This window comes from Ruegeria sp. CDSC054 (assembly GCF_059610645.1).
On record NZ_JBXWOA010000013.1, the window covers coordinates 34,180 to 53,654 of the forward strand.

At 58.5% G+C, this 19,475-nt stretch carries 19 protein-coding genes; 9 read left to right on the plus strand and 10 right to left on the minus strand.

All coding sequences use genetic code 11. The features are described from left to right. Window positions 1-201: 201 nt before the first annotated feature. Window positions 202-1,056: a 3-mercaptopyruvate sulfurtransferase gene (gene sseA / locus AC2FGC_RS19475; protein WP_496726734.1), complete on the plus strand. Its 855-nt coding sequence runs from the start codon at window positions 202-204 to the stop codon at window positions 1,054-1,056. Then, complete coding sequence (locus AC2FGC_RS19480) at window positions 1,056-2,240, plus strand: amino acid aminotransferase (RefSeq protein WP_496769563.1); 1,185 nt, start codon at window positions 1,056-1,058, stop codon at window positions 2,238-2,240. Before sseA ends, AC2FGC_RS19480 begins: the two co-directional genes overlap by 1 nt. Window positions 2,241-2,309: 69 nt before the next feature. Here AC2FGC_RS19480 and AC2FGC_RS19485 read toward each other — a convergent pair whose 3' ends face one another. Both AC2FGC_RS19485 and AC2FGC_RS19490 read right to left on the minus strand, forming a co-directional pair. Continuing rightward, window positions 2,310-3,620: an ammonium transporter gene (locus AC2FGC_RS19485; protein WP_496783207.1), complete on the minus strand. Its 1,311-nt coding sequence runs from the start codon at window positions 3,618-3,620 to the stop codon at window positions 2,310-2,312. 33 nt (window positions 3,621-3,653) lie between these two features. After that, a complete protein-coding gene (locus tag AC2FGC_RS19490; RefSeq protein WP_058273036.1) occupies window positions 3,654-3,992 on the minus strand; it encodes a P-II family nitrogen regulator in 339 nt (112 codons plus the stop codon). A gap of 259 nt (window positions 3,993-4,251) precedes the next feature. Here AC2FGC_RS19490 and AC2FGC_RS19495 point away from each other — a divergent pair, with 259 nt between their 5' ends. After that, the gene (locus tag AC2FGC_RS19495; RefSeq protein WP_496783209.1) at window positions 4,252-6,438 is read left to right on the plus strand and encodes a transglycosylase domain-containing protein; all 2,187 of its coding nucleotides are present in this window, start codon (window positions 4,252-4,254) and stop codon (window positions 6,436-6,438) included. A 48-nt stretch (window positions 6,439-6,486) separates the two neighbouring features. On the opposite strand, the gene leuB is transcribed toward AC2FGC_RS19495, so the two are convergent. The 6 genes from leuB to leuC form a co-directional block, all read right to left on the minus strand. Continuing rightward, entirely contained in the window at window positions 6,487-7,590 is a 1,104-nt protein-coding gene (leuB, locus tag AC2FGC_RS19500) for a 3-isopropylmalate dehydrogenase (protein ID WP_496726730.1), read from the minus strand. A 166-nt stretch (window positions 7,591-7,756) separates the two neighbouring features. Further along, a complete protein-coding gene (locus AC2FGC_RS19505; RefSeq protein ID WP_496783211.1) occupies window positions 7,757-8,788 on the minus strand; it encodes an endonuclease/exonuclease/phosphatase family protein in 1,032 nt (343 codons plus the stop codon). Continuing rightward, complete coding sequence (locus AC2FGC_RS19510) at window positions 8,785-9,615, minus strand: hypothetical protein (protein ID WP_496726728.1); 831 nt, start codon at window positions 9,613-9,615, stop codon at window positions 8,785-8,787. Before AC2FGC_RS19510 ends, AC2FGC_RS19505 begins: the two co-directional genes overlap by 4 nt. 331 nt (window positions 9,616-9,946) lie before the next feature. Continuing rightward, window positions 9,947-10,552: a 3-isopropylmalate dehydratase small subunit gene (leuD, locus tag AC2FGC_RS19515; RefSeq protein WP_496726727.1), complete on the minus strand. Its 606-nt coding sequence runs from the start codon at window positions 10,550-10,552 to the stop codon at window positions 9,947-9,949. A gap of 42 nt (window positions 10,553-10,594) precedes the next feature. Further along, a complete protein-coding gene (locus AC2FGC_RS19520) occupies window positions 10,595-11,149 on the minus strand; it encodes an HdeD family acid-resistance protein (protein WP_109311305.1) in 555 nt (184 codons plus the stop codon). Window positions 11,150-11,186: 37 nt separating this feature from the next. Further along, a complete protein-coding gene (leuC, locus tag AC2FGC_RS19525) occupies window positions 11,187-12,590 on the minus strand; it encodes a 3-isopropylmalate dehydratase large subunit (protein ID WP_496726726.1) in 1,404 nt (467 codons plus the stop codon). Window positions 12,591-12,843: 253 nt separating this feature from the next. On the opposite strand from leuC, the gene AC2FGC_RS19530 reads away from it, so the two are divergent. The 4 genes from AC2FGC_RS19530 to AC2FGC_RS19545 all read left to right on the plus strand — a co-directional run bounded on the left by AC2FGC_RS19530 (window position 12,844) and on the right by AC2FGC_RS19545 (window position 15,722). Beyond that, window positions 12,844-14,196 (plus strand): mechanosensitive ion channel family protein, encoded by a 1,353-nt coding sequence (locus AC2FGC_RS19530; protein ID WP_496726725.1) that lies wholly within the window; start codon window positions 12,844-12,846, stop codon window positions 14,194-14,196. 164 nt (window positions 14,197-14,360) lie between these two features. Then, a complete protein-coding gene (gene rsfS / locus AC2FGC_RS19535) occupies window positions 14,361-14,720 on the plus strand; it encodes a ribosome silencing factor (RefSeq protein ID WP_209599225.1) in 360 nt (119 codons plus the stop codon). Window positions 14,721-14,764: 44 nt separating this feature from the next. Further along, entirely contained in the window at window positions 14,765-15,235 is a 471-nt protein-coding gene (rlmH, locus tag AC2FGC_RS19540; protein WP_496726724.1) for a 23S rRNA (pseudouridine(1915)-N(3))-methyltransferase RlmH, read from the plus strand. Between the two features lies 1 nt (window position 15,236). Next, window positions 15,237-15,722, plus strand: coding sequence for a flavodoxin family protein (locus AC2FGC_RS19545; protein WP_496726723.1), 486 nt, complete (start codon window positions 15,237-15,239; stop codon window positions 15,720-15,722). Window positions 15,723-15,725: 3 nt separating this feature from the next. Here AC2FGC_RS19545 and AC2FGC_RS19550 read toward each other — a convergent pair whose 3' ends face one another. Both AC2FGC_RS19550 and AC2FGC_RS19555 read right to left on the minus strand, forming a co-directional pair. Next, on the minus strand, window positions 15,726-16,073 hold the full coding sequence (locus AC2FGC_RS19550; protein ID WP_496726722.1) for a hypothetical protein: 348 nt from the start codon (window positions 16,071-16,073) through the stop codon (window positions 15,726-15,728). A 35-nt stretch (window positions 16,074-16,108) separates the two neighbouring features. Continuing rightward, window positions 16,109-16,819, minus strand: a complete 711-nt coding sequence (locus AC2FGC_RS19555) for a DUF599 domain-containing protein (RefSeq protein ID WP_496726721.1) — start codon at window positions 16,817-16,819, stop codon at window positions 16,109-16,111. 80 nt (window positions 16,820-16,899) lie between these two features. On the opposite strand from AC2FGC_RS19555, the gene AC2FGC_RS19560 reads away from it, so the two are divergent. Continuing rightward, entirely contained in the window at window positions 16,900-18,348 is a 1,449-nt protein-coding gene (locus AC2FGC_RS19560) for an FAD-linked oxidase C-terminal domain-containing protein (protein ID WP_496783215.1), read from the plus strand. A gap of 25 nt (window positions 18,349-18,373) precedes the next feature. Beyond that, on the plus strand, window positions 18,374-19,474 hold the full coding sequence (locus AC2FGC_RS19565; protein WP_496783217.1) for an FAD-binding protein: 1,101 nt from the start codon (window positions 18,374-18,376) through the stop codon (window positions 19,472-19,474). The last annotated feature ends 1 nt before the right edge of the window (window position 19,475 follow it).

Genomic DNA, 19,475 nt, shown 5'->3' on the forward strand with positions numbered 1-19,475 from the left:
AGAGTATGCATGTGGTCAAACGGGTGCGCGCACAGGTCTGGTTCCTGAGAGCGCTCGCGTCAGTTGGTTTTGCCCAACATAGTCCCAATCATTCGCACATGCAGGTTCAGAGGCGTCCGTTAGTGTCATCATCCCATCCAGCCTTGAACCCGCATGCGCGCGCGTATAGGGAAAAACCAAACGCGTTTAGGGGAGGCTTTTATGCAGGACGATCCGAAAACCCTCGTTTCTACCGAATGGCTTGCTGCCCATCTCAAGGACCCGGATCTTCGGGTGCTGGACGGGTCGTGGTATCTGCCGCAGCAAGGGCGCGACGAAAAAGCCGAATACGACGCCGCTCATATCCCCGGCGCGCGGTTCTTTGACATCGATGATATTTCGGACCACCGTTCGGACCTGCCGCATATGGCGCCCCCGGTCGAAAAGTTCATGTCCCGCCTGAGGGCGATGGGCGTGGGCGACGGCCATCAGGTTGTCGTCTATGATGGGGCCGGTTTGATGTCTGCCGCCCGCGTCTGGTGGTTGTTCCGGTTGATGGGGCAGGAAAACATCGCCGTTCTGGATGGTGGTCTGCCGAAATGGCAGGCCGAGGGGCATGAGATCGAAGATCTGCCGCCGGTGATCCGCGACCGCCACATGACCGTCCGGGTCCAGAACCATCTGGTCCGTGACGTCACGCAGGTATCTGCCGCCGCCAAGCTGGGAGATCATGAGATCATCGACGCACGCTCTGCTGACCGTTTTGCCGGAACCGGAACAGAACCGCGTGAAGGTCTGCGAACGGGCCGCATTCCCGGATCGCGCAACGTGCCCTTTGGCACTTTGCTGAACAAGAATGGCACGATGAAATCCCCCGAGGAATGCCGCGCCATCTTCAAGTCCGCAGGTGTGGACCTGTCGAAACCGGCTATCACATCCTGCGGGTCGGGTGTGACCGCCGCAATCCTCAGCCTTGCGCTTGAGCGCATGGGCAAGAAAGACCACTCGCTTTATGACGGCTCCTGGGCCGAATGGGGTGCCTTCCCGACCCTGCCCGTCGCAACCGGAGAGAACTGATGTTCGAAAACCTCAAACCGCAGCCTGCCGACAAGATTCTGGCGCTGATGCAGGCGTATCGCGAAGACCCGCGCGATCAAAAGATCGACCTGGGAGTTGGTGTTTACAAAAATGCCGAGGGCGTGACCCCGGTGATGCGTGCGGTGAAAGCGGCCGAAAAGCGCATCCTGGAAGAGCAAGAAAGCAAGGCCTACACCGGATTGGCGGGCGACCCGGCTTATGCCGATGCGATGATTGGCCTGATCCTAGGCACCTCGGTTCCACGCGGCAACATCGCTGCCGTGGCGACGCCCGGCGGAACCGGTGCCTGCCGTCAGGCATTCGAGATGATCCGCATGGCCAACCCCTCGGCCCGCGTGTTCGTGTCGAACCCGACATGGCCCAATCATCTGTCGATCCTGAACTATCTGGGGATGGAGACGGTCCAATACCGGTATTTCGACGGCGAAACCCGTGGCGTTGATTTCGACGGAATGATCGAGGACCTGAAAACCGCGAATGCGGGCGACGTAGTCCTGCTGCACGGCTGCTGTCACAACCCGACAGGCGCCAACCTGAACATGGTGCAGTGGCAGGAGGTCGTGAACCTGATTAACGAGCGCGGCCTCGTGGCAATGATCGATATCGCCTATCAGGGCTTTGGCGACGGACTGGAAGAGGATGCGCAGGCAACCCGACTGGTGGCCTCGTCGGTCAAGCGCTGCCTGATTGCAGCGTCCTGCTCGAAGAATTTCGGTGTCTACCGCGAGCGGACCGGCCTGTTGATGGCCATCAGTGATGACCCGGCGCAGACAGCTCTGAACCAGTCCACGCTGGCATTCCTCAACCGTCAGAACTACTCGTTCCCGCCGGATCACGGCGCACGGGTGGTGACGACGATCCTGAATGATGAAGCCCTGCGCGCTGACTGGGCGGCTGAGCTGGAAGAGGTGCGCCTGTCCATGCTGGGCTTGCGCCAACAACTGGCAGACGAGCTGCAGGCCCAAAGTGGGTCCGATCGCTTTGGGTTTGTCGCCCAGCACCGCGGCATGTTCTCGCGTCTGGGGGCGGCACCGGAACTGGTCGAAAAGCTGCGCGCGGACCACGGCATCTACATGGTCGGTGACAGCCGGTTGAACATTGCCGGCTTGAACGCGACGACAGTTCCGATTCTGGCCAAGGCGATCATTGACGTCGGTGTCTGATTCAAGCCAATAAATCAGAAAACCCGGGCGCGAACGCCCGGGTTTTTTTTGTTTTCGAGTGGCAGGCTCTTAGCCTTTCGAAAACTCTGGATAAGCTTCCATACCCAGTTCTGCCATGTCGAGGCCGTTGATCTCGTCTTCTTCGCTGACGCGGATGCCGACCGTCGCCTTCAGAATTGTCCACAGGATCAACGCGCCAACAAATGTGAACACACCATAAGCTACGATACCGGTCAGCTGTGTGATCAGGTTTGCTTCGCCGTAGAAGATCACGGCGATGGTGCCCCAGATGCCTGCGAACAGGTGAACCGGGATGGCACCGACAACGTCGTCGATCTTGAACTTGTCCAGCATCGGAACCGCGAAGACCACGATGATGCCGCCAACTGCGCCGATCCACAGCGCTCCGAACAAGGTCGGGGCAAGCGGTTCTGCGGTGATCGAGACCAGACCGGCCAGCGCGCCGTTCAGCACCATGGTCAGGTCAGGTTTCTTGTACAACACCTGCGTCATGATCAGGGCTGCGATAGCACCAGATGCGGCGGCCATGTTGGTGTTGGCAAAGATGCGGGACACGTCGGATACGTCACCTACGGTGCCCATCGCCAGTTGCGAGCCGCCGTTGAAGCCAAACCAGCCCAGCCACAGGATGAACGTACCCAGGGTTGCCAGCGCCAGATTCGAGCCGGGCATCGGGTGAACTTTGCCGTCTTTGTACTTGCCAATGCGGGGGCCAAGGATCAGGCAGCCCGCCAGAGCGGCCCAGCCACCGACCGAATGCACAACTGTCGAACCAGCGAAGTCGGAAAAGCCCATGGCATCCAGCCAGCCGCCGCCCCATTTCCAGGAACCGGAGATCGGGTACATGATACCAGTCAGAACGATCACGAATATTAGGAAGGGCCACAGCTTTATGCGCTCGGCCACGGCGCCGGACACGATGGACGCGGTTGCCGCTACAAAGACCAGCTGGAAGAAGAAGTCCGAGCCGATAGACGCGTAGTCTAACGCCGCGTCTGCGGGCGCAACACCCACGGCATCAAGTACGGTCGGACCGCCAAGGGCAAAGAAACCATTAAAGTCGCCCGGATACATCGTGTTGAAGCCGACCAGCCAGTACATGATCGCGGCAATAGAAAACAGCGCGATGTTCTTGATCATCTGCATGGCGACGTTCTTGGAACGCACCAGACCGCCCTCGAGCATGGCAAATCCTGCAGCCATGAAGAAGACAAGGAAGCCTGCCATAAGAAACAGCAGGGTCGTAAAAATATACTGGGTGTGCAGCGCAGCTTCGCCCTCGGCGGCCTCTTGCGCCAGACCCATCTGCGGCAGCACGATAAGCGCGGCGGCTGGGATGAGAGATTTCATCAGGTTCATGTGACTTCCTCGAATGTATGTGAGTGGCGGCGCTTACAGCGCCTCTTCGTTCGTTTCCCCGGTCCGCACGCGCAGCGCCTGCTCGACATCAAGGACGAAAATCTTGCCGTCACCGATCTTGCCGGTCTTGGCGGTTTTGGTGATTGTCTCGACGATTTGGTCGGCCATCGTGGCGGGCACCACGATTTCAAGCTTGATCTTGGGCACGAAATTCACCGCGTATTCGGCGCCACGATAGATTTCGGTGTGGCCCGATTGCGAGCCGAAGCCCTTGATCTCGGTCACCATCATGCCGCGCACGCCGGCCTCGGTCAGTGCCTCGCGCACCTCCTCCAGCTTGAACGGCTTGATTGTCGCAATGATCAGTTTCACGTCTGTCCCCTCTTCCTGTCCGGCGGAACCGGTTTGTTTGCACCTGCAGAAAGAGAGCGTGACTGACCGCAGTAAGAAACGGTCAGGGTGGGAGAACGCAGGGGAAAAGGGGGGTGAGGTGCACAATTTTTGCACAAAAAAACGTTGATGCCCAAAAATCAGGCAAACTATTGAGGCCGGTTAGCGGAATTTCATACCTCTACTTCGCGCCGGTGGCAGGGTATGGTGCCTCAAAATGATAACCGGGCAGAGTTTGAGCATGACTGAGTCCAGGCGTCGCAAGACATCGCTTGTTGCAGACAAAAGATACCCTTCAAAGGGGCGTAAACCCGCTGCAACAAAGCGGACGACAAAGCCCGCCGGCAAGAAGGCGACGGCGCGCAAGACGTCGACTCGCAAAACCGCCCGGAAGAAAACCCGCAAGACGTCCGGCGGTGGCGGCGGTTTCTTTCGACGTCTTTTCCGTTGGTTGTGGCGACTGATCTGGGGCGTGACCTGGCGTGTGGGCGCGGTGGCTGCCATGCTGTTGGCTTTGGCGGTTGGGGTTGTCTACTCCTCTCTGCCTGACGTCGATGCTTTGCTAGACGGTCGGGCGCGCGGGTCGGTGACCCTGTTGGATCGGGACGGCAAGGTCTTTGCCTGGCGTGGGGACCAATTTGGTGGGGTGATCACGGCCGATACCGTATCGCCCCATCTGAAGAACGCGGTCGTCGCGACCGAGGACAAGCGGTTCTATCGCCATTTCGGCGTCAGCCCGCGCGGTGTCGCAAGCGCTGTGCGCATCAACCTGAGCGAAGGGCGCGGACCGCTGTCGGGGCATGGTGGGTCGACCATCACGCAGCAGACGGCCAAGCTGTTGTGTCTGGGTGTGCCTTATGAGCCCAGTGAATGGGAATCCGAAGCTGCTTACGAGTCCGATTGCCGTCAAGGCTCGCTTTGGCGCAAGGCCAAAGAGGCGGTCTATGCGATGGCGATGGAGGTCAAGTATTCCAAGGACGAGATCCTGACCATCTATCTGAACCGGGCATTCCTGGGCGCGGGTGCGCGCGGGTTCGAGGCGGCAAGCCAACGCTATTTCGGGATTTCGGCGGCTGAGGTCAGCCCGTCGCAGGCTGCTATGCTGGCTGGTCTGCTGGTGGCACCGACGCGCTATGCACCGACGAATAACCTTCAACGTTCGCAGGATCGGGCGCGGCTGGTGGTTGGCCTGATGGAGGCACAGGGGTATCTGACCTCGGCACAAGCAAGCAGTGCACGCAGCAATCCCGCGCAACTGTCAGAAGCCGCTGCTGCGCGAGCGGGGGGCTATTTCGCCGATTGGGTGATGGCGAGTGGACCCGAGTTCTTTACGCGCAACACGACCGAAGACGTGGTAATCCGTACCACGCTGGATCAGCGTATCCAGAAATCAGCCGAAGAGGCGCTGCAATTCATCTTTCAGGAGAAGGTCCGCGAAGGTTCCAAGGCTCAGGCCGCGATCGTGGTGATGTCGGCGGATGGGGCTGTGCGCGGCATGGTTGGGGGGCGCAAGACCCGCGTGTCCGGTGCCTTCAACCGTGCCACGCAAGCGCTGCGGCAAACGGGGTCATCATTCAAACCCTTTGTTTATGCCACCGCGCTGGAACTGGGGTATTCACCGCTGGATACGGTCGTGGATGAACCTTACTGCGTGAATATTCCGGGGTCCGGTCAGTGGTGCCCCAAGAACTACACCAACAAGTTCTATGGGCGCGTCACGCTGGCGGACGCGCTAAAGAACTCGCTGAACATCCCTGCGGTGAAAGTGGCTGAGATTGCCGGGTTGGACAATGTCCGTACCGTGACCAGCGAGTTTGGCATCGATAGCGATCTGGCGCAGGGCCCCGCATTGGCGCTGGGCGCGTCGGAAAGCACGTTGATCGAGATGACGGGGGCCTATGCGGGCATCCTGAACGGTGGCTCGGCGGTGGAACCCTATGGTCTGACCGAATTGAAGCTGTTGGGCGATCAAACCCCGGTCATGGTGACGACAACGGGCATTGGTGAGCGGGTCATCAACGACAAAGCTGCCAAGCAGCTGACGTGGATGATGGAGCGTGTGGTGTCCGAAGGCACCGGTGCGCGTGCACAACTGCCCGGTTGGCAGGTGGCGGGTAAAACCGGCACGACGCAGGCTGCGCGGGATGCCTGGTTCATCGGCTTCACGGCAGATTACGTCACGGGCATCTGGATGGGGTATGACGACAACACCCCATTATCCGGTGTGACCGGAGGCGGATTGCCGGCTGAAATCTGGAAAGAAACCATGCTGCGCGTGACCGAAGGCATGACGCCGACGCCGCTGCCGATGCTCGCCCCGGACCCACCGGTCAGAACAGCGCAACCGCAGCAACAGCGCCGTAAGAACCAAACCGGGTTGGACCGGGCTATCAACAACCTGCTGAACAATATTTTCGGTGGAAATTAAAAAAGGCGGTGCGCTGGGCACCGCCTTTTGAATTGAAAGAGCGCCTGATCAGAGGCTGTCGTCAAGGGCGCCCAAAATCGCATCACCCATTTCTGTGGTCGAAACTGGCGTAACGCCTTCATCGGCCAGCAGGTCGCCTGTGCGAACACCGTCGGCCAGCACTTTCTCGATCGCGGCTTCAAGACGATCTGCTTCTTCAAGCTGATCAAAGCTGTAGCGCAGCGCCATGGCAAAGCTGAGGATACAGGCGATTGGGTTCGCCTTGCCCTGACCGGTGATATCCGGGGCCGAACCGTGGACCGGTTCGTACATCGCTTTGGGGCGACCATTCGCCATCGGGGCACCCAAGCTTGCCGACGGCAGCATACCCAGCGAGCCGGTTAGCATCGCCGCGCAATCCGACAGGATGTCGCCGAACAGGTTGTCTGTCAGGATGACGTCGAACTGTTTGGGCGCACGCACCAACTGCATCGCGCCATTGTCGGCATACATGTGGCTCAGCTCGACCTCGGGGTAGTCTTTGGATACGCGATCCACGACCTCGCGCCATAGGATGCCCGATTCCATGACGTTGGCCTTCTCCATCGAGCAGACCTTTTTGTTCCGGCGCATTGCCAGCTCAAATGCCGAGCGCGCGGCGCGCTCGATCTCAGATTCGGTATAGCGCTGGGTGTTGATGCCAACACGCTCATTGCCTTCCTCAAAAATGCCCCGCGGCTCACCGAAATAGACGCCCGAGGTCAACTCGCGCACGATCATGATATCGAGACCGGAAACGATGTCTTTCTTCAGCGACGAGAAATCGGCCAGCGCGTCAAAGCACTGTGCCGGGCGCAGGTTGGAATACAGGTCCATCTCTTTGCGCAGGCGCAGCAAGCCGCGCTCGGGCTTCAGTGAAAAGTCCAGATCGTCATATTTCGGGCCGCCAACGGCACCCAGAAGAACCGCGTCGACCTCTTGCGCTTTGGCCATGGTCTCGTCCGACAGGGGCTTGCCATGCGCGTCGTAGGCTGCACCGCCGACCAGATCCTCGCTCACGTCGAATTCCAGGCCGCGTTTCGCACCAAACCAGTCGATGACTCTGCGCACTTCGGCCATGACTTCGGGGCCAATTCCGTCTCCGGGCAGGATGAGGAGCGAGGGGTTGGACATGAAGGATCTCCTTGCGTTTTACAGCACAGGCCCTAGCGCCTGTGCGGCATCGGGTCAATGAGACGATCCCGCCAGAGGGCAAGGAAAATACAGGTTTGTTTCCGTTAGCGTCTGAAAATTGCGTCAGGTCTGTTTTGCGGGCCAGATCATGGCGCAAAAGGCCGTATTAGCGAGGCAGTGTCAGGTCGACCCAGATCAGCCGGTGACGGCTTGCGCGTTCGACGGTTTTGCGTTCTTCAGTGCCTGCGGCGGGCCAGTGCACCCCGGAATCCAACACTTGCCATTGGGCGGATGGCAAGACGTAATCGACCCGCATTGGACCAACGGTTTTCCAGACCACCGTGGCCAAGTCGCCTGAGGGGTCTTCGGGTGAAGGGTCCTGAAGGCGGGGGTCGTTCAAAAACTCTTGGATCGCCTCTTTACGTCCATCACCCCGCACGGGGTCCAGATTGGCGTCACCCGCGATAACAAACAGACGACCGGGTTTGCGCCCGACTTCCCCGTCCATGACTGCGGACCAAAGGCGAATTTCATCCCGGTTTCGCAGGCCGTTGCGATCCTCGGGTCCGTCAAACACGGGGGGTGAGGCATGAAAAGTCATCAAATCCAGCTGCCCCGCCGGAGTTTGAATGGGCACAATCCAATGCGCCACGGATGAGAGCCGCTGGACGTTCTGCGCCGGTTCTGACGGGTAGGGGCCTGCGTCATGTTGGGGCAGTTCAGCGCCGGGCAGTTTCAGCCATGGCACGTTGGACAGGTCCTGAACCTGATCCGAAGTGATGGGGTAACGAGACATCACGGCCAGCCCACCTTGTCCGGTGAACCGACCCCAACCCTGCGCGTCGCCGGGGCCGTGGGTTCGACCATCTCCGTCCAGATCAAGATCCGTTTCCAGGCCGGAATTTGGTTGGGCTGTGAATGTGTGGGGATAGTCCAATCCGGCCTCGCGCAGCCGATTTGCCAGTGCCGCCAGCGCCAGCCCCTCAAAATCCCAATCGATCCCCTGCAAAGCAATGATATCGGGGCGGGTTTCCGCTAGAACCGCAGCAACCGCCATCACCTGATCATCACCGCGGCGAATATCGCGCAACAGCAACCCCGGGCCATCGCGGCTGAGCTCTGTGTTGTACGTGGCAATACGGATCGTCTCTGCCTGCGCCATAACGGGCAACAGCAGCAAGATCAGGATGCGGATCATGCGGTCTGGGTAGACTCAGCTGTGGAATAAGCGCGCCGTTTTTCGACGATCAAGTTGGCGATGCGCAGGGTCGCCATTCCACGCATGATCATGCTGGCGGGCAGGAAAGCCCAAGCACTGAGCGTCCAGATCAGCGTCTGAGGATTGCTCAGAGAGATCGGATCGGCATAGTCAGTCAGCAGTTTGATCAGGGCCGGGATCAGGAACGGCAGCAGAATGCCGATGCAAATGTTCAGTCGTCCGTCGCGCTGCAGGCGCGTTACCACATCACCGCCTTTGGTGGGGTCGAACAGCGGAAGGTTGGTCCAGACATTGAAGGCGCCGTTTCCGGTCGGCCAGCCGCGCACTTTCACCGCGTAGGCAAAGCTGGCGATCGTCACCAAAGCAGCGACATACGCGACGCTGGCAGAAATACGGACAAGTTCGATCAAGGGTGCGCTTGCATCAGTCGGCAGCATTAGGATGATCAGCCGTACTGGCGAATAGGGAAAGTCGACCACATTTGCGACGCCCAAGCCAAAGGAATAGAAGGTCGTCGTCAGGCCGGTCGGCGTATACGCATTTTTGCAGATCAACGTCAGGAAGGTGACCATCGACATCAGCCCGACAAAGCGCAAACGGTTCACGGGCGGCGCGTCGCGGAACTCGATAAAGCTGGGAAAGGCAGAGTTGTATTCAGCGAATGTCAGGAAAAACGCGAGAATGGCGAGAAAGACGACAATCTCGGTCCCATTCGTAGACGTTACTGGCAGGTACAACGCAGGTGTCAGCACCAGTAGTGCGACCAAAACTCCCCGAATCGCCGCCCCTGTTGTGCGCGCAATCACTATCCAAACCCTTTCAAAACGGATTGACCGTTTCTATTTCTTTGACGGCTTTGTCCCATCTTGCATCCGACATTTTTTGCCGGAGACCACCATTACCGCCAACATTGACGATAAGCGACAATCCGCTCAAGCCAAGGCGTAGAAAACATGTGATTTTGGGCAAAATGATGGCAAAACTGGTGCACCTTTGCATCATCCGCGCCGCAAATTAGGCGTGTATTGGAGGGTGGCCGCTACATGTTGTGATTGCCGGGACTTCAACCCCAAGAACGCGAAAGGGGCCGCCTAGGCGACCCCGATAGGTTGAGTATCCTCAGATTCGCTCTTGGAATCACACCCAGGGGCGGGCTTGGCTTGCGTGATCTTCGAATTTGTCGATGTGATGATCTTTCTCCATCGTCAGGCCGATATCGTCCAAACCATTCAGCAAGCAGTGCTTGCGATGTGGGTCGACACTGAACTCGATCACAACGCCATCTGAGGTGGTGATCTGCTGATCTTCCAGATGCACGGTCATGCGAGCGTTTTCGCCTTTGTGGGCATCTTCCATCAGGATCGCGTGGTGCTCTTCCTCGACCACGATGGGCAGAATGCCGTTTTTGAAGCAGTTGTTAAAGAAGATGTCGGCAAAGCTGGTCGAGATCACGACCTTGATGCCGAAATCCTTGATCGCCCAGGGCGCGTGTTCGCGCGACGAGCCACAGCCAAAATTGTCGCCCGCGACCAGAATTTCGGTCTGCCGATAGGCGGGTTTGTTCAGAACGAACTCTTCGTTTTCGCCCCCGTCATCATGATAACGCATCTCATCAAACAGCACGACGCCAAGGCCGGACCGTTTGATGGTTTTCAGGTGCACTTTCGGAATGATCATATCGGTGTCGATATTGATCAGCGGCATTGGGGCGGCCACCCCGTGGACTTTGTCAAACTTTTCCATGTCTACACTCCTGCAGGAGAGGGCCGCGCCCGTGTCCCGCGTTTAAGCTTGTTTCGCTTCTGTTGTTGCGTCGTTGGGTGCGTTCCGGATGAAGAACGCCATAAAGACTAGGCCGAACCCGTTGAACAGCATCTCAATGCCCAGGAAGATACCCAAAATGCTCAACAGCACCTGAGGATCGCTTCCTACATATGTCCAGATGATACCGGCAAGGACGATCGACAAGATGCCCGAGATCATCGTGGGCCAGAAAAACTGTGTTCCTTTCATCTGGAACGACAGAATGACCCGCGCGATGCCGCCTGCCATGAACAGGATCAGCATCACGGTTGCCAGTGTCAGGGTTCCCTGCAGCGGGTGGTCCAGAAAGGACCAGCCCAGAAACAGCATCACCGCACCCATGATGAGTGACAGAATTTTGTTGCCGGTGCCTTCAACCGTAAAGCCGCCAACAACCTGCAGCGCGCCTGATATCAGCAGCAACACACCGGTTACCACCGTCACCGCGACGGATGCCACAACTGGCGCGCCCAGTACAAAGATACCGAACGCTATGGACAGAAGCCCCAGCAGGAGCCATTTGACCCAGTCACTCATGTTTTTAATCCCTCAAATATCTAGATATGAGGGGACCTTACATCAATTCACGGACGTCTGTCAGCCGTCCTGTGATTGCCGCTGCGGCAGCCATCGCCGGGCTCAGCAAATGGGTGCGTCCGCCCCGGCCCTGACGGCCTTCGAAGTTGCGGTTCGAGGTCGCGGCACAGCGTTCGCCGGGCTGCAGCTGATCCGGATTCATCGCCAGACACATTGAACATCCTGCCAGCCGCCATTCGAACCCGGCCTCTTTGAAAATCTCGGCCAGACCTTCTTCTTCAGCCTGCGCACGAACCAGACCTGAACCGGGTACGACCATGGCACGCATGCCGTCCTTGACCTTTTTGCCCTTCAGGATCTCGGCAGCGGCGCGCAGGTCTTCGATGCGACCATTGGTGCAGGACCCGATGAAAACGGTGTCAATCTCGACGTCGCTCAGCTTTTGACCGGCTTCCAGACCCATATATTCGATAGACCGGCGGGCCGCGTCGACCTTGCCGCCTTCGAAATCTTCGGGGTTCGGCACGGTTGCGGTGATCGGCAGAACGTCCTCGGGGCTGGTGCCCCATGTGACGACCGGCGCGATGTCTTCGCCGCGCAGGGTAATGACCTTGTCAAAATGCGCGTCTTCGTCGGTAAACAGCGTTTTCCACCAGGTCAGAGCGGCTTCCCACTGGGCACCTTTCGGCGCGTGGGGGCGGCCTTTGACATATTCATAGGTGGTCTCGTCCGGCGCAATCAGGCCAGCGCGGGCACCGCCTTCGATGGCCATGTTGCAGACGGTCATTCGGCCTTCCATCGACAGATCGCGGATCGCTTCGCCGCAATATTCGATGACATAGCCGGTGCCGCCAGCCGTACCAGTCTCACCAATCACGGCCAGAGTGATGTCCTTGGCGGTCACACCCGGCTGCAGTTTGCCGGTGATTTCCACCTTCATGTTCTTGGATTTCTTCTGGATCAGGGTTTGCGTGGCCAGAACATGTTCAACCTCGGACGTGCCGATGCCGTGGGCCAAAGCACCAAACGCGCCATGGGTGGCGGTGTGGCTGTCGCCACAAACAACGGTCATGCCGGGCAGGGTCCAGCCCTGTTCGGGGCCGACGATGTGCACGATGCCCTGACGAACGTCATTCACCGGGTAATAGTGAATGCCGAAATCCTTGGCGTTCTTGTCCAGCGCTTCGACCTGAATGCGCGATTCGGGGTTTTCAATGCCGTTCACCCGATCCGCAGTGGTCGGAACGTTGTGATCCGGCACGGCGATGGTCTTTTCCGGCGCGCGTACTGGACGGCCCGCCATCCGCAGGCCTTCAAAGGCTTGTGGGCTGGTGACTTCGTGCACCAGATGGCGGTCGATATAAAGCAGGCAGGTGCCATCATCGGCTTCGTGCGCGACATGGGCATCCCAGATCTTGTCATAGAGTGTTTTGGGGGACATCGGTCCTCTCCCGTATGTAATGAGAAATAGCTGGCGAGTGGCTGGACGCCGCTTATAGGCGGGCCAGAACCGTGCGGGCGGCCCCAAAGAACCGTTCACGCAGGCGTGTGCGGTCTTGCAGTGTCGGAGCAGGGGCCAAATAGACTCTCATGCGCCTCAGATATATCGCGTGTGCCCGTCAATCAAGGTTCAATCCGGCCTCGGGCTTGCATCACCCCGAGTTGCTGTCCAAGCTGCGTGTCAGGAGACCTGTATGAACCAAGACCTGATCCCCAGCTCGCTGTCGGAACTCTATGAAAACATGGTCGCGGGGTTTTCCGTGCAGTTCGGCAAACTTGTTGATCTGATCGTCACGCCGGGTTGGCGGCGGCACCAGTTGATCATCATTCTCGCTCTGTGGGCTTTGGCATATGTGCTCAAGCTGGTCACGCAAAACCGGTGGGAAACCTGGGCACGTGCCCGCACCGGCTGGCCCAAATGGCGGCTGCGCACTCTGGTTCAGCTGATGCAGCGCCTAACACTGGTCTATTTCGTTTTGTTGTCCTGGACGCTGTACCTGTTCATGCAGAATGTGACCTGGCCGTCGCACAGTTACATTATCGGCGTGATCGCGACATTGGCCGCCGCTTGGCTGGCGATCGCGCTGGTGGCGCGACTTGTCCGCAACCGTACGCTGCGGCGGATCTTTAAATGGGCGATGTGGGTCTATGCAACGCTGGTTGCGCTGAATTTGACCGATGACGTAGCCGAGTTTCTGGACGGCGTAGCGATCTCCATCGGTGATTTGCACATCTCGGCACTGGGAATTCTCAAGGCCGCATTGCTGATCGGCGTGCTGCTGACGTTGGCCCGCATCGGGACCCGCACGGCCGAGCGGGGATTGCAGAGGAACGACGACATCACGCCTTCGATGCAGGTTCTGTTGGCCAAAGGCATTCAAGTTCTGCTGTACGGAGCTGTCTTTATGGCGGCCATCCGCACGCTTGGGTTTGATCTGACTGGCATCGCGCTGTTGTCAGGCGCGATCGGCGTGGGCATCGGTTTTGGTCTTCAAAAAGTTGTGTCGAACCTGATTTCCGGGATCATCATCCTGATGGACCGCTCGATCAAACCGGGCGACGTGATCTCGTTGGGTGACACATTCGGATGGATCAACGCGCTGGGCGCGCGGTATGTATCGGTGGTCACGCGGGATGGGCGTGAATACCTGATCCCGAACGAAGACTTGATCACCAATCAGGTGGTGAACTGGTCGCATTCGGACCGTTATGTGCGTCTGGATCTGGACTTTGGCACCAGTTACGACGACGACCCGCATCAGGTGCGCGCAACCGCGATCCAGGCAGTTAAATCGGTGAAACGTGTTCTCAGCGGCGGTTCACATGAGCCGGTCTGCCATATAACCGGGTTCGGCGACAGCAGCGTGGACTATGTGCTGCGGTTCTGGATCAGCGATCCGACCAAGGGGCTTACCAATATCAGGGGCAATGTTTACCTCGCCCTTTGGGATGCTTTCAAGGCCGAGGGGATATCGATTCCTTTCCCCCAGCGCGAGGTTCGGCTGCTGCCCGACGGCGCAGACTCGCAACAGATCGCCAAAGAGTGAGCACCCGTGCGGCCGCAAAAGCGCCCGTTCATTGAAATGTTGCATTCCCCTTGTTACCTTATTAGTACCCCTGCGCCGGGGTTTGGCGGCGCGCAACAATGGAGGACTATGTCCTGTCTCTACATACACAGGCGGGTTTGCCCGCCGATGATGGGGCCAATGTAATGGCCCACTCTCAGTCAATCAGCGACAAGCTGCTTGAGCGTATCCTTTCCTCACTTTCCGATGACAAGGCCGAAGATGTCGTGCAGATCAACCTGCAAGGCAAGTCGTCTGTCGCGGATCACATGGTCATTGCGTCCGGGCGTTCGACACGTCAGGTCTCGGCTATGGCGGAAAAGCTGACGGATCGCATCAAGCAGGAATTCGGCTTCACCTCGAAGGTCGAAGGCAAGGATACCGGCGACTGGGTGCTGATCGATACGGGCGACGTGATCGTCCATATCTTCCGCCCCGAAGTGCGTGAATTCTATCAGCTGGAAAAGATGTGGCTGCCTCAGGGCGGCAGCGCCTCAGCCAACTGAGGCGCTATCCCGGCCTGCATTAACAGGCCGGAGGCGAGAGAAATATGCGTATAAGCATTTGTGCGGTCGGGCGATTGCGTGCCGGACCGGAGAAGTCCCTGCTTGACGACTATCTGACCAGATTTGACCGGACCGGCCGTAGCCTGGGCCTTGGTCCTGCACAGGTGATCGAAGTTGAGGACAAAAAAAACGCAGGGATGGGGGCCGAGGCCGCGTTACTGCGCAAGGCGATGCCCAAAGGTGCGGTGATCTGCACACTGGATGAACGCGGGCGGGTGATGTCCTCGCCTGATTTTGCAAAAAAACTGGGTGGCTGGCGCGATGCCGGGCGGCAGGATCTGGCATTGATCATTGGCGGTGCGGACGGAATAGACCCTGATCTGCGGGCTGAGGCTGATTTTTCCATCTCATTCGGGTCGATGGTCTGGCCGCATATGCTGGTCCGTGTGATGCTGGCCGAGCAACTTTACCGGGCCGCGACCATCCTGTCGGGCGGTCCCTATCACCGGGTCTGACATGGCGCAGCTTTTGATCGTCTACCATTCGCGCACCGGCGGCGCCCGTCAAATGGCCCAAGCCGCCGCGGCAGGAGCGCGGGACGAAGCGGAAACGGTTCTGAAAACTGCAGATCAGGCGACCCCTGAGGATTTGCTGGCCGCGGATGGGTTTATCTTCTGCGCGCCCGAGAATCTGGCTGCGATTTCAGGTTTAATGAAAGAGTTCTTTGATCGCTGCTACTACCCTGTTCTGGGCAAGATCGAAGGACGGCCCTATGCCCAGATGATCTGTGCCGGGTCTGATGGCGAGAATGCGGCCCGCCAAACCGCGCGGATTGCCATTGGGTGGCGCTTGAAAGAGGTTCAGTCGCCGCTGATCATCTGCACCCATGCGCAAACGCCCGAGGCTATTCTGGCCGAAAAGACCATCCCGCAAAACCAACTGGATGAGTGCCGTGATATTGGGGCTGCGTTGGGTGCGGGTCTGGCGCTGGGTGTGTTCTGAAGATCAGTTCAGTGTGACCAACGTCGTCTCGTCACCCCAGCCATCGACACTGCACCGCGCCTGAATCTGAACCTGAGACACGCCATCTGGAATCGCCACCCCGGATAGTGAGCGTGTAAAGGGCTGCTCATTCTCATGCGGGTGATGCAATACGCGCATACCCAGTTCATTGCCGTCCATGTCCAGAACACGCCAGCCATCGGCATAGTGATCCCACCCGGTATCGGGATGGCGGATCGTCACGTCGAATCGCCACGTGTCGCCGCTTTGGCTGGCCGCCACGTTTTCAAGCATAGAAGGGTCGGCAAGCGCTGGGCTGGCGAGAAAAAGGCTGAGAATCAAATACCGCATGAGGCGATCCTAGGCTGTGTCCGTCGGCTTCGCGATCACGAATCCGTGTCGCGCGGTTGGGACAGCAGGACCAGCCGGGAATGCGACGCAAACTCGCGCCGGTATAGGACACCAAATGTGATCGCCGTGCCCAGCATCAGCGCCACGGGGCCAAGTATCCAAGCAACGGATGCCAGGGCAAAATAAGTCACGCGCAAACCGCGGTTAAAGCTGCGCGCCGCGGTGACGCAGATCTCGGCCGCTTGTGCTGCGCGCGGATAGGCTTGTGGGTCCGACGGTTCATTGGGCACCGAGGCCATCAGAACCGCGCAATAGCCAAACAACCGGTGCGCCCACACATATTTCAGGAATGCATTGGCCAGAAGCAGGATGATGATCAGGATCTTGATCTCCCACACCATGGCCGGTGCGCTACCGATGGCCAGATCATTGGCGACGCCGGCAAGACTTTCGGTATTGCCCAGCAGGGCCAATCCGCCCCCGATGGCGATCATCGTGGTCGAGGCAAAAAATGTGCTGCCCTGCCGCATTGCCGCGACCACCTGCGCGTCAAACATTCGGGGTTGCCGGGTGACCATTTCCCGCATCCATTCTCGACGATAGTCATCCATCATCACTGTGACGGAATGCTTGTTGGGTGACGGGTTTTCGATCCGCCATCCGATCCACAGCCAAGTGATCAGCAACACGGCAATGGCCGCATAATCCAGCGGTGAAAACAGTTGTGCGCGATCAATCCAAGTCATGCTGCGACCTTAGGGCCAGACATGAGAACTTGCCAGATGGGGAAATTGGTAATATTATTTTACCAAATAGAGGATCAGCCATGGAAATGCCAACGCCAAACCCTGACATTCTGCGCCGCAAGACCGTGGTTCTACAACGTTTGTTGCAAGTGTTGCCCGAGGACGCGGTGATTCACGAACCGTCCGAGACTCGTGCTTATGAATGTGACGCGCTGACGGCATATCGGTGCCCTCCGATGCTGGCGGTTCTGCCGTCGACTACGCAAGAGGTCTCGGACGTATTACGCATCTGTAATGAAGAAGGTGTTCCTGTGGTTCCGCGCGGTTCGGGTACGTCATTGGCCGGTGGCGCCTTGCCAACGGCGGATTGCGTCATCCTTGGCGTCGCCCGGATGAATGAGGTGCTGGAGGTCGATTATGACAACCGTTTCATTCGCGTTCAATCAGGCCGCACCAACCTGAGTGTGACTGGAGCGGTCGAGGAAGACGACTTCTTTTATGCGCCGGATCCGTCCTCACAGCTTGCCTGTGCCATTGCCGGGAACATCGCGATGAACTCGGGCGGGGCGCATTGTCTGAAATACGGCGTGACCACGAACAACCTGTTGGGCGTAAAGATGGTGCTGATGGATGGCAGCGTGGTCGAGATTGGCGGCGCGCACCTGGACTCTGGCGGCTTGGACCTGTTGGGAGTCATCTGCGGGTCAGAAGGGCAGTTGGGCGTGGTGACCGAAGCCACATTGCGGATATTGCGAAAACCCGATGGTGCACGACCCGTGCTCATGGGATTTGATGACAACGAAGTTGCCGGGCAATGCGTCTCGGACATTATCAAGTCGGGCATCCTGCCGGTTGCAATCGAATTCATGGATACCCTGTGCATTAAGGCCTGCGAAAACTTCGCCCATGCAGGCTACCCCGACTGCACCGCTTTGCTGATTGTCGAGGTCGAAGGGTCCGAGGCCGAGATGGACTATCAATTGTCAAAAATCATCGACATCGCCAAGCGCCATAACCCGGTGGAGCTGCGCGAAAGCCAATCGGCTGAGGAAAGCGCGAAAATCTGGCTGGGGCGCAAGTCGGCCTTTGGTGCGATGGGGCAGTTGAACGACTACATGTGCCTGGACGGCACGATCCCGGTATCGTCCTTGCCGGAAGTGCTGCGCCGGATTGGTGAAATGAGCGAAGAATACGGCCTGCCGGTCGGCAACGTGTTTCATGCAGGCGATGGCAACATGCACCCGTTGATCCTGTTTGATGCCAACAAGCCGGGTGATCTGGAGAAATGTGAGGCGTTCGGAGCCGATATCCTGAAGCTTTGCGTTGATGTGGGTGGCTGCCTGACAGGTGAGCACGGGGTTGGGATCGAAAAGCGCGATCTGATGCACCATCAATACGCGCCTGCGGACCTTGAGGCGCAGATGGCCGTAAAGGATGTGTTCGATCCAAAGTGGTTGCTGAACCCCGCCAAGGTTTTTCCGTTGAATACGTCTGAATCCCGACGCATCGCGCAGATTGCCGCTGAATAATCGGCTCTAACAAAGAAGAATTGTCATGAAACCAAAAACAGAAGCCGAACTGGCCGAGATGGTGGCCGGGCTGGACGAACCGGTCCGCATCAAGGGAGGCGGTACGCGCGGAGTTGCGGGACCGGATGCGGAGATTGAAACAAGCGGACTAACCGGCATCACACTTTACGAACCCGGTGCGCTAACGCTGGTGGCGAAAGCCGGCACGCCGGTGGCAGAGATCAAGGCCGCATTAGATGCAGAAGGTCAGCAATTGGCCTTTGAGCCGATGGATCACCGGGGATTGCTGGGCACCAGTGGCACACCGACCATAGGCGGTGTTGTGGCGGCCAACATATCTGGGCCCCGGCGGATACAGGCAGGGGCATGCCGTGATTTCCTTTTGGGCGTGCGCTATGTCGATGGCATGGGGCAGGTCGTCAAGAATGGCGGCCGGGTTATGAAGAACGTCACCGGCTATGATCTGGTCAAACTAATGGCGGGATCCTGGGGCACTCTGGGCGTTTTGACCGAAGTGTCGTTGAAAGTACTACCCAAGCCCGAAGTCTCGGCTACGCTGTCCGTTCAGGTGCCCGATGTGACCACCGCAATTGCGGCGCTGTCCGCCGCATTAAAATCCCCGTTTGACGTCAGCGGAGCGGCGTACGACCCGGATATGGGAAGCGCCTTACTGCGCTTCGAAGGATTTGCGGGTTCGGTGACATACCGGTCGGACCAACTGAAATCCCTACTGTCTGGTTTCGGCGAGGTTGCCGAACTTGACCAGCCCAACACATTGTGGGCCGACTTGCGTGATGCAGCCGGTTTCCAAGAACAAAGCGGTGATGTCTGGCGCATTTCAGTAAAACCAGCGGATGCGCCGGACATCGTTGCGCGCATCCGGGCAGAGCGGACGTTGTTTGATTGGGGCGGCGGGTTGATTTGGGCCTTGGTGCCGGTTGGTACTGATCTGCGGGCGCAGTTAGGCGCGTTTGACGGTCACGCAAATATCGTGCGGGCAGGACAAGATACACTTGCCGAACTGGCGCGTTTTCAACCGGAGGCGCCCGGTATTGCGGCTCTAACCAAGGGTATTCGTCAAAGATTCGACCCCCGCGGTTTGTTTAATCCGGGGTTGATGGGGTAAG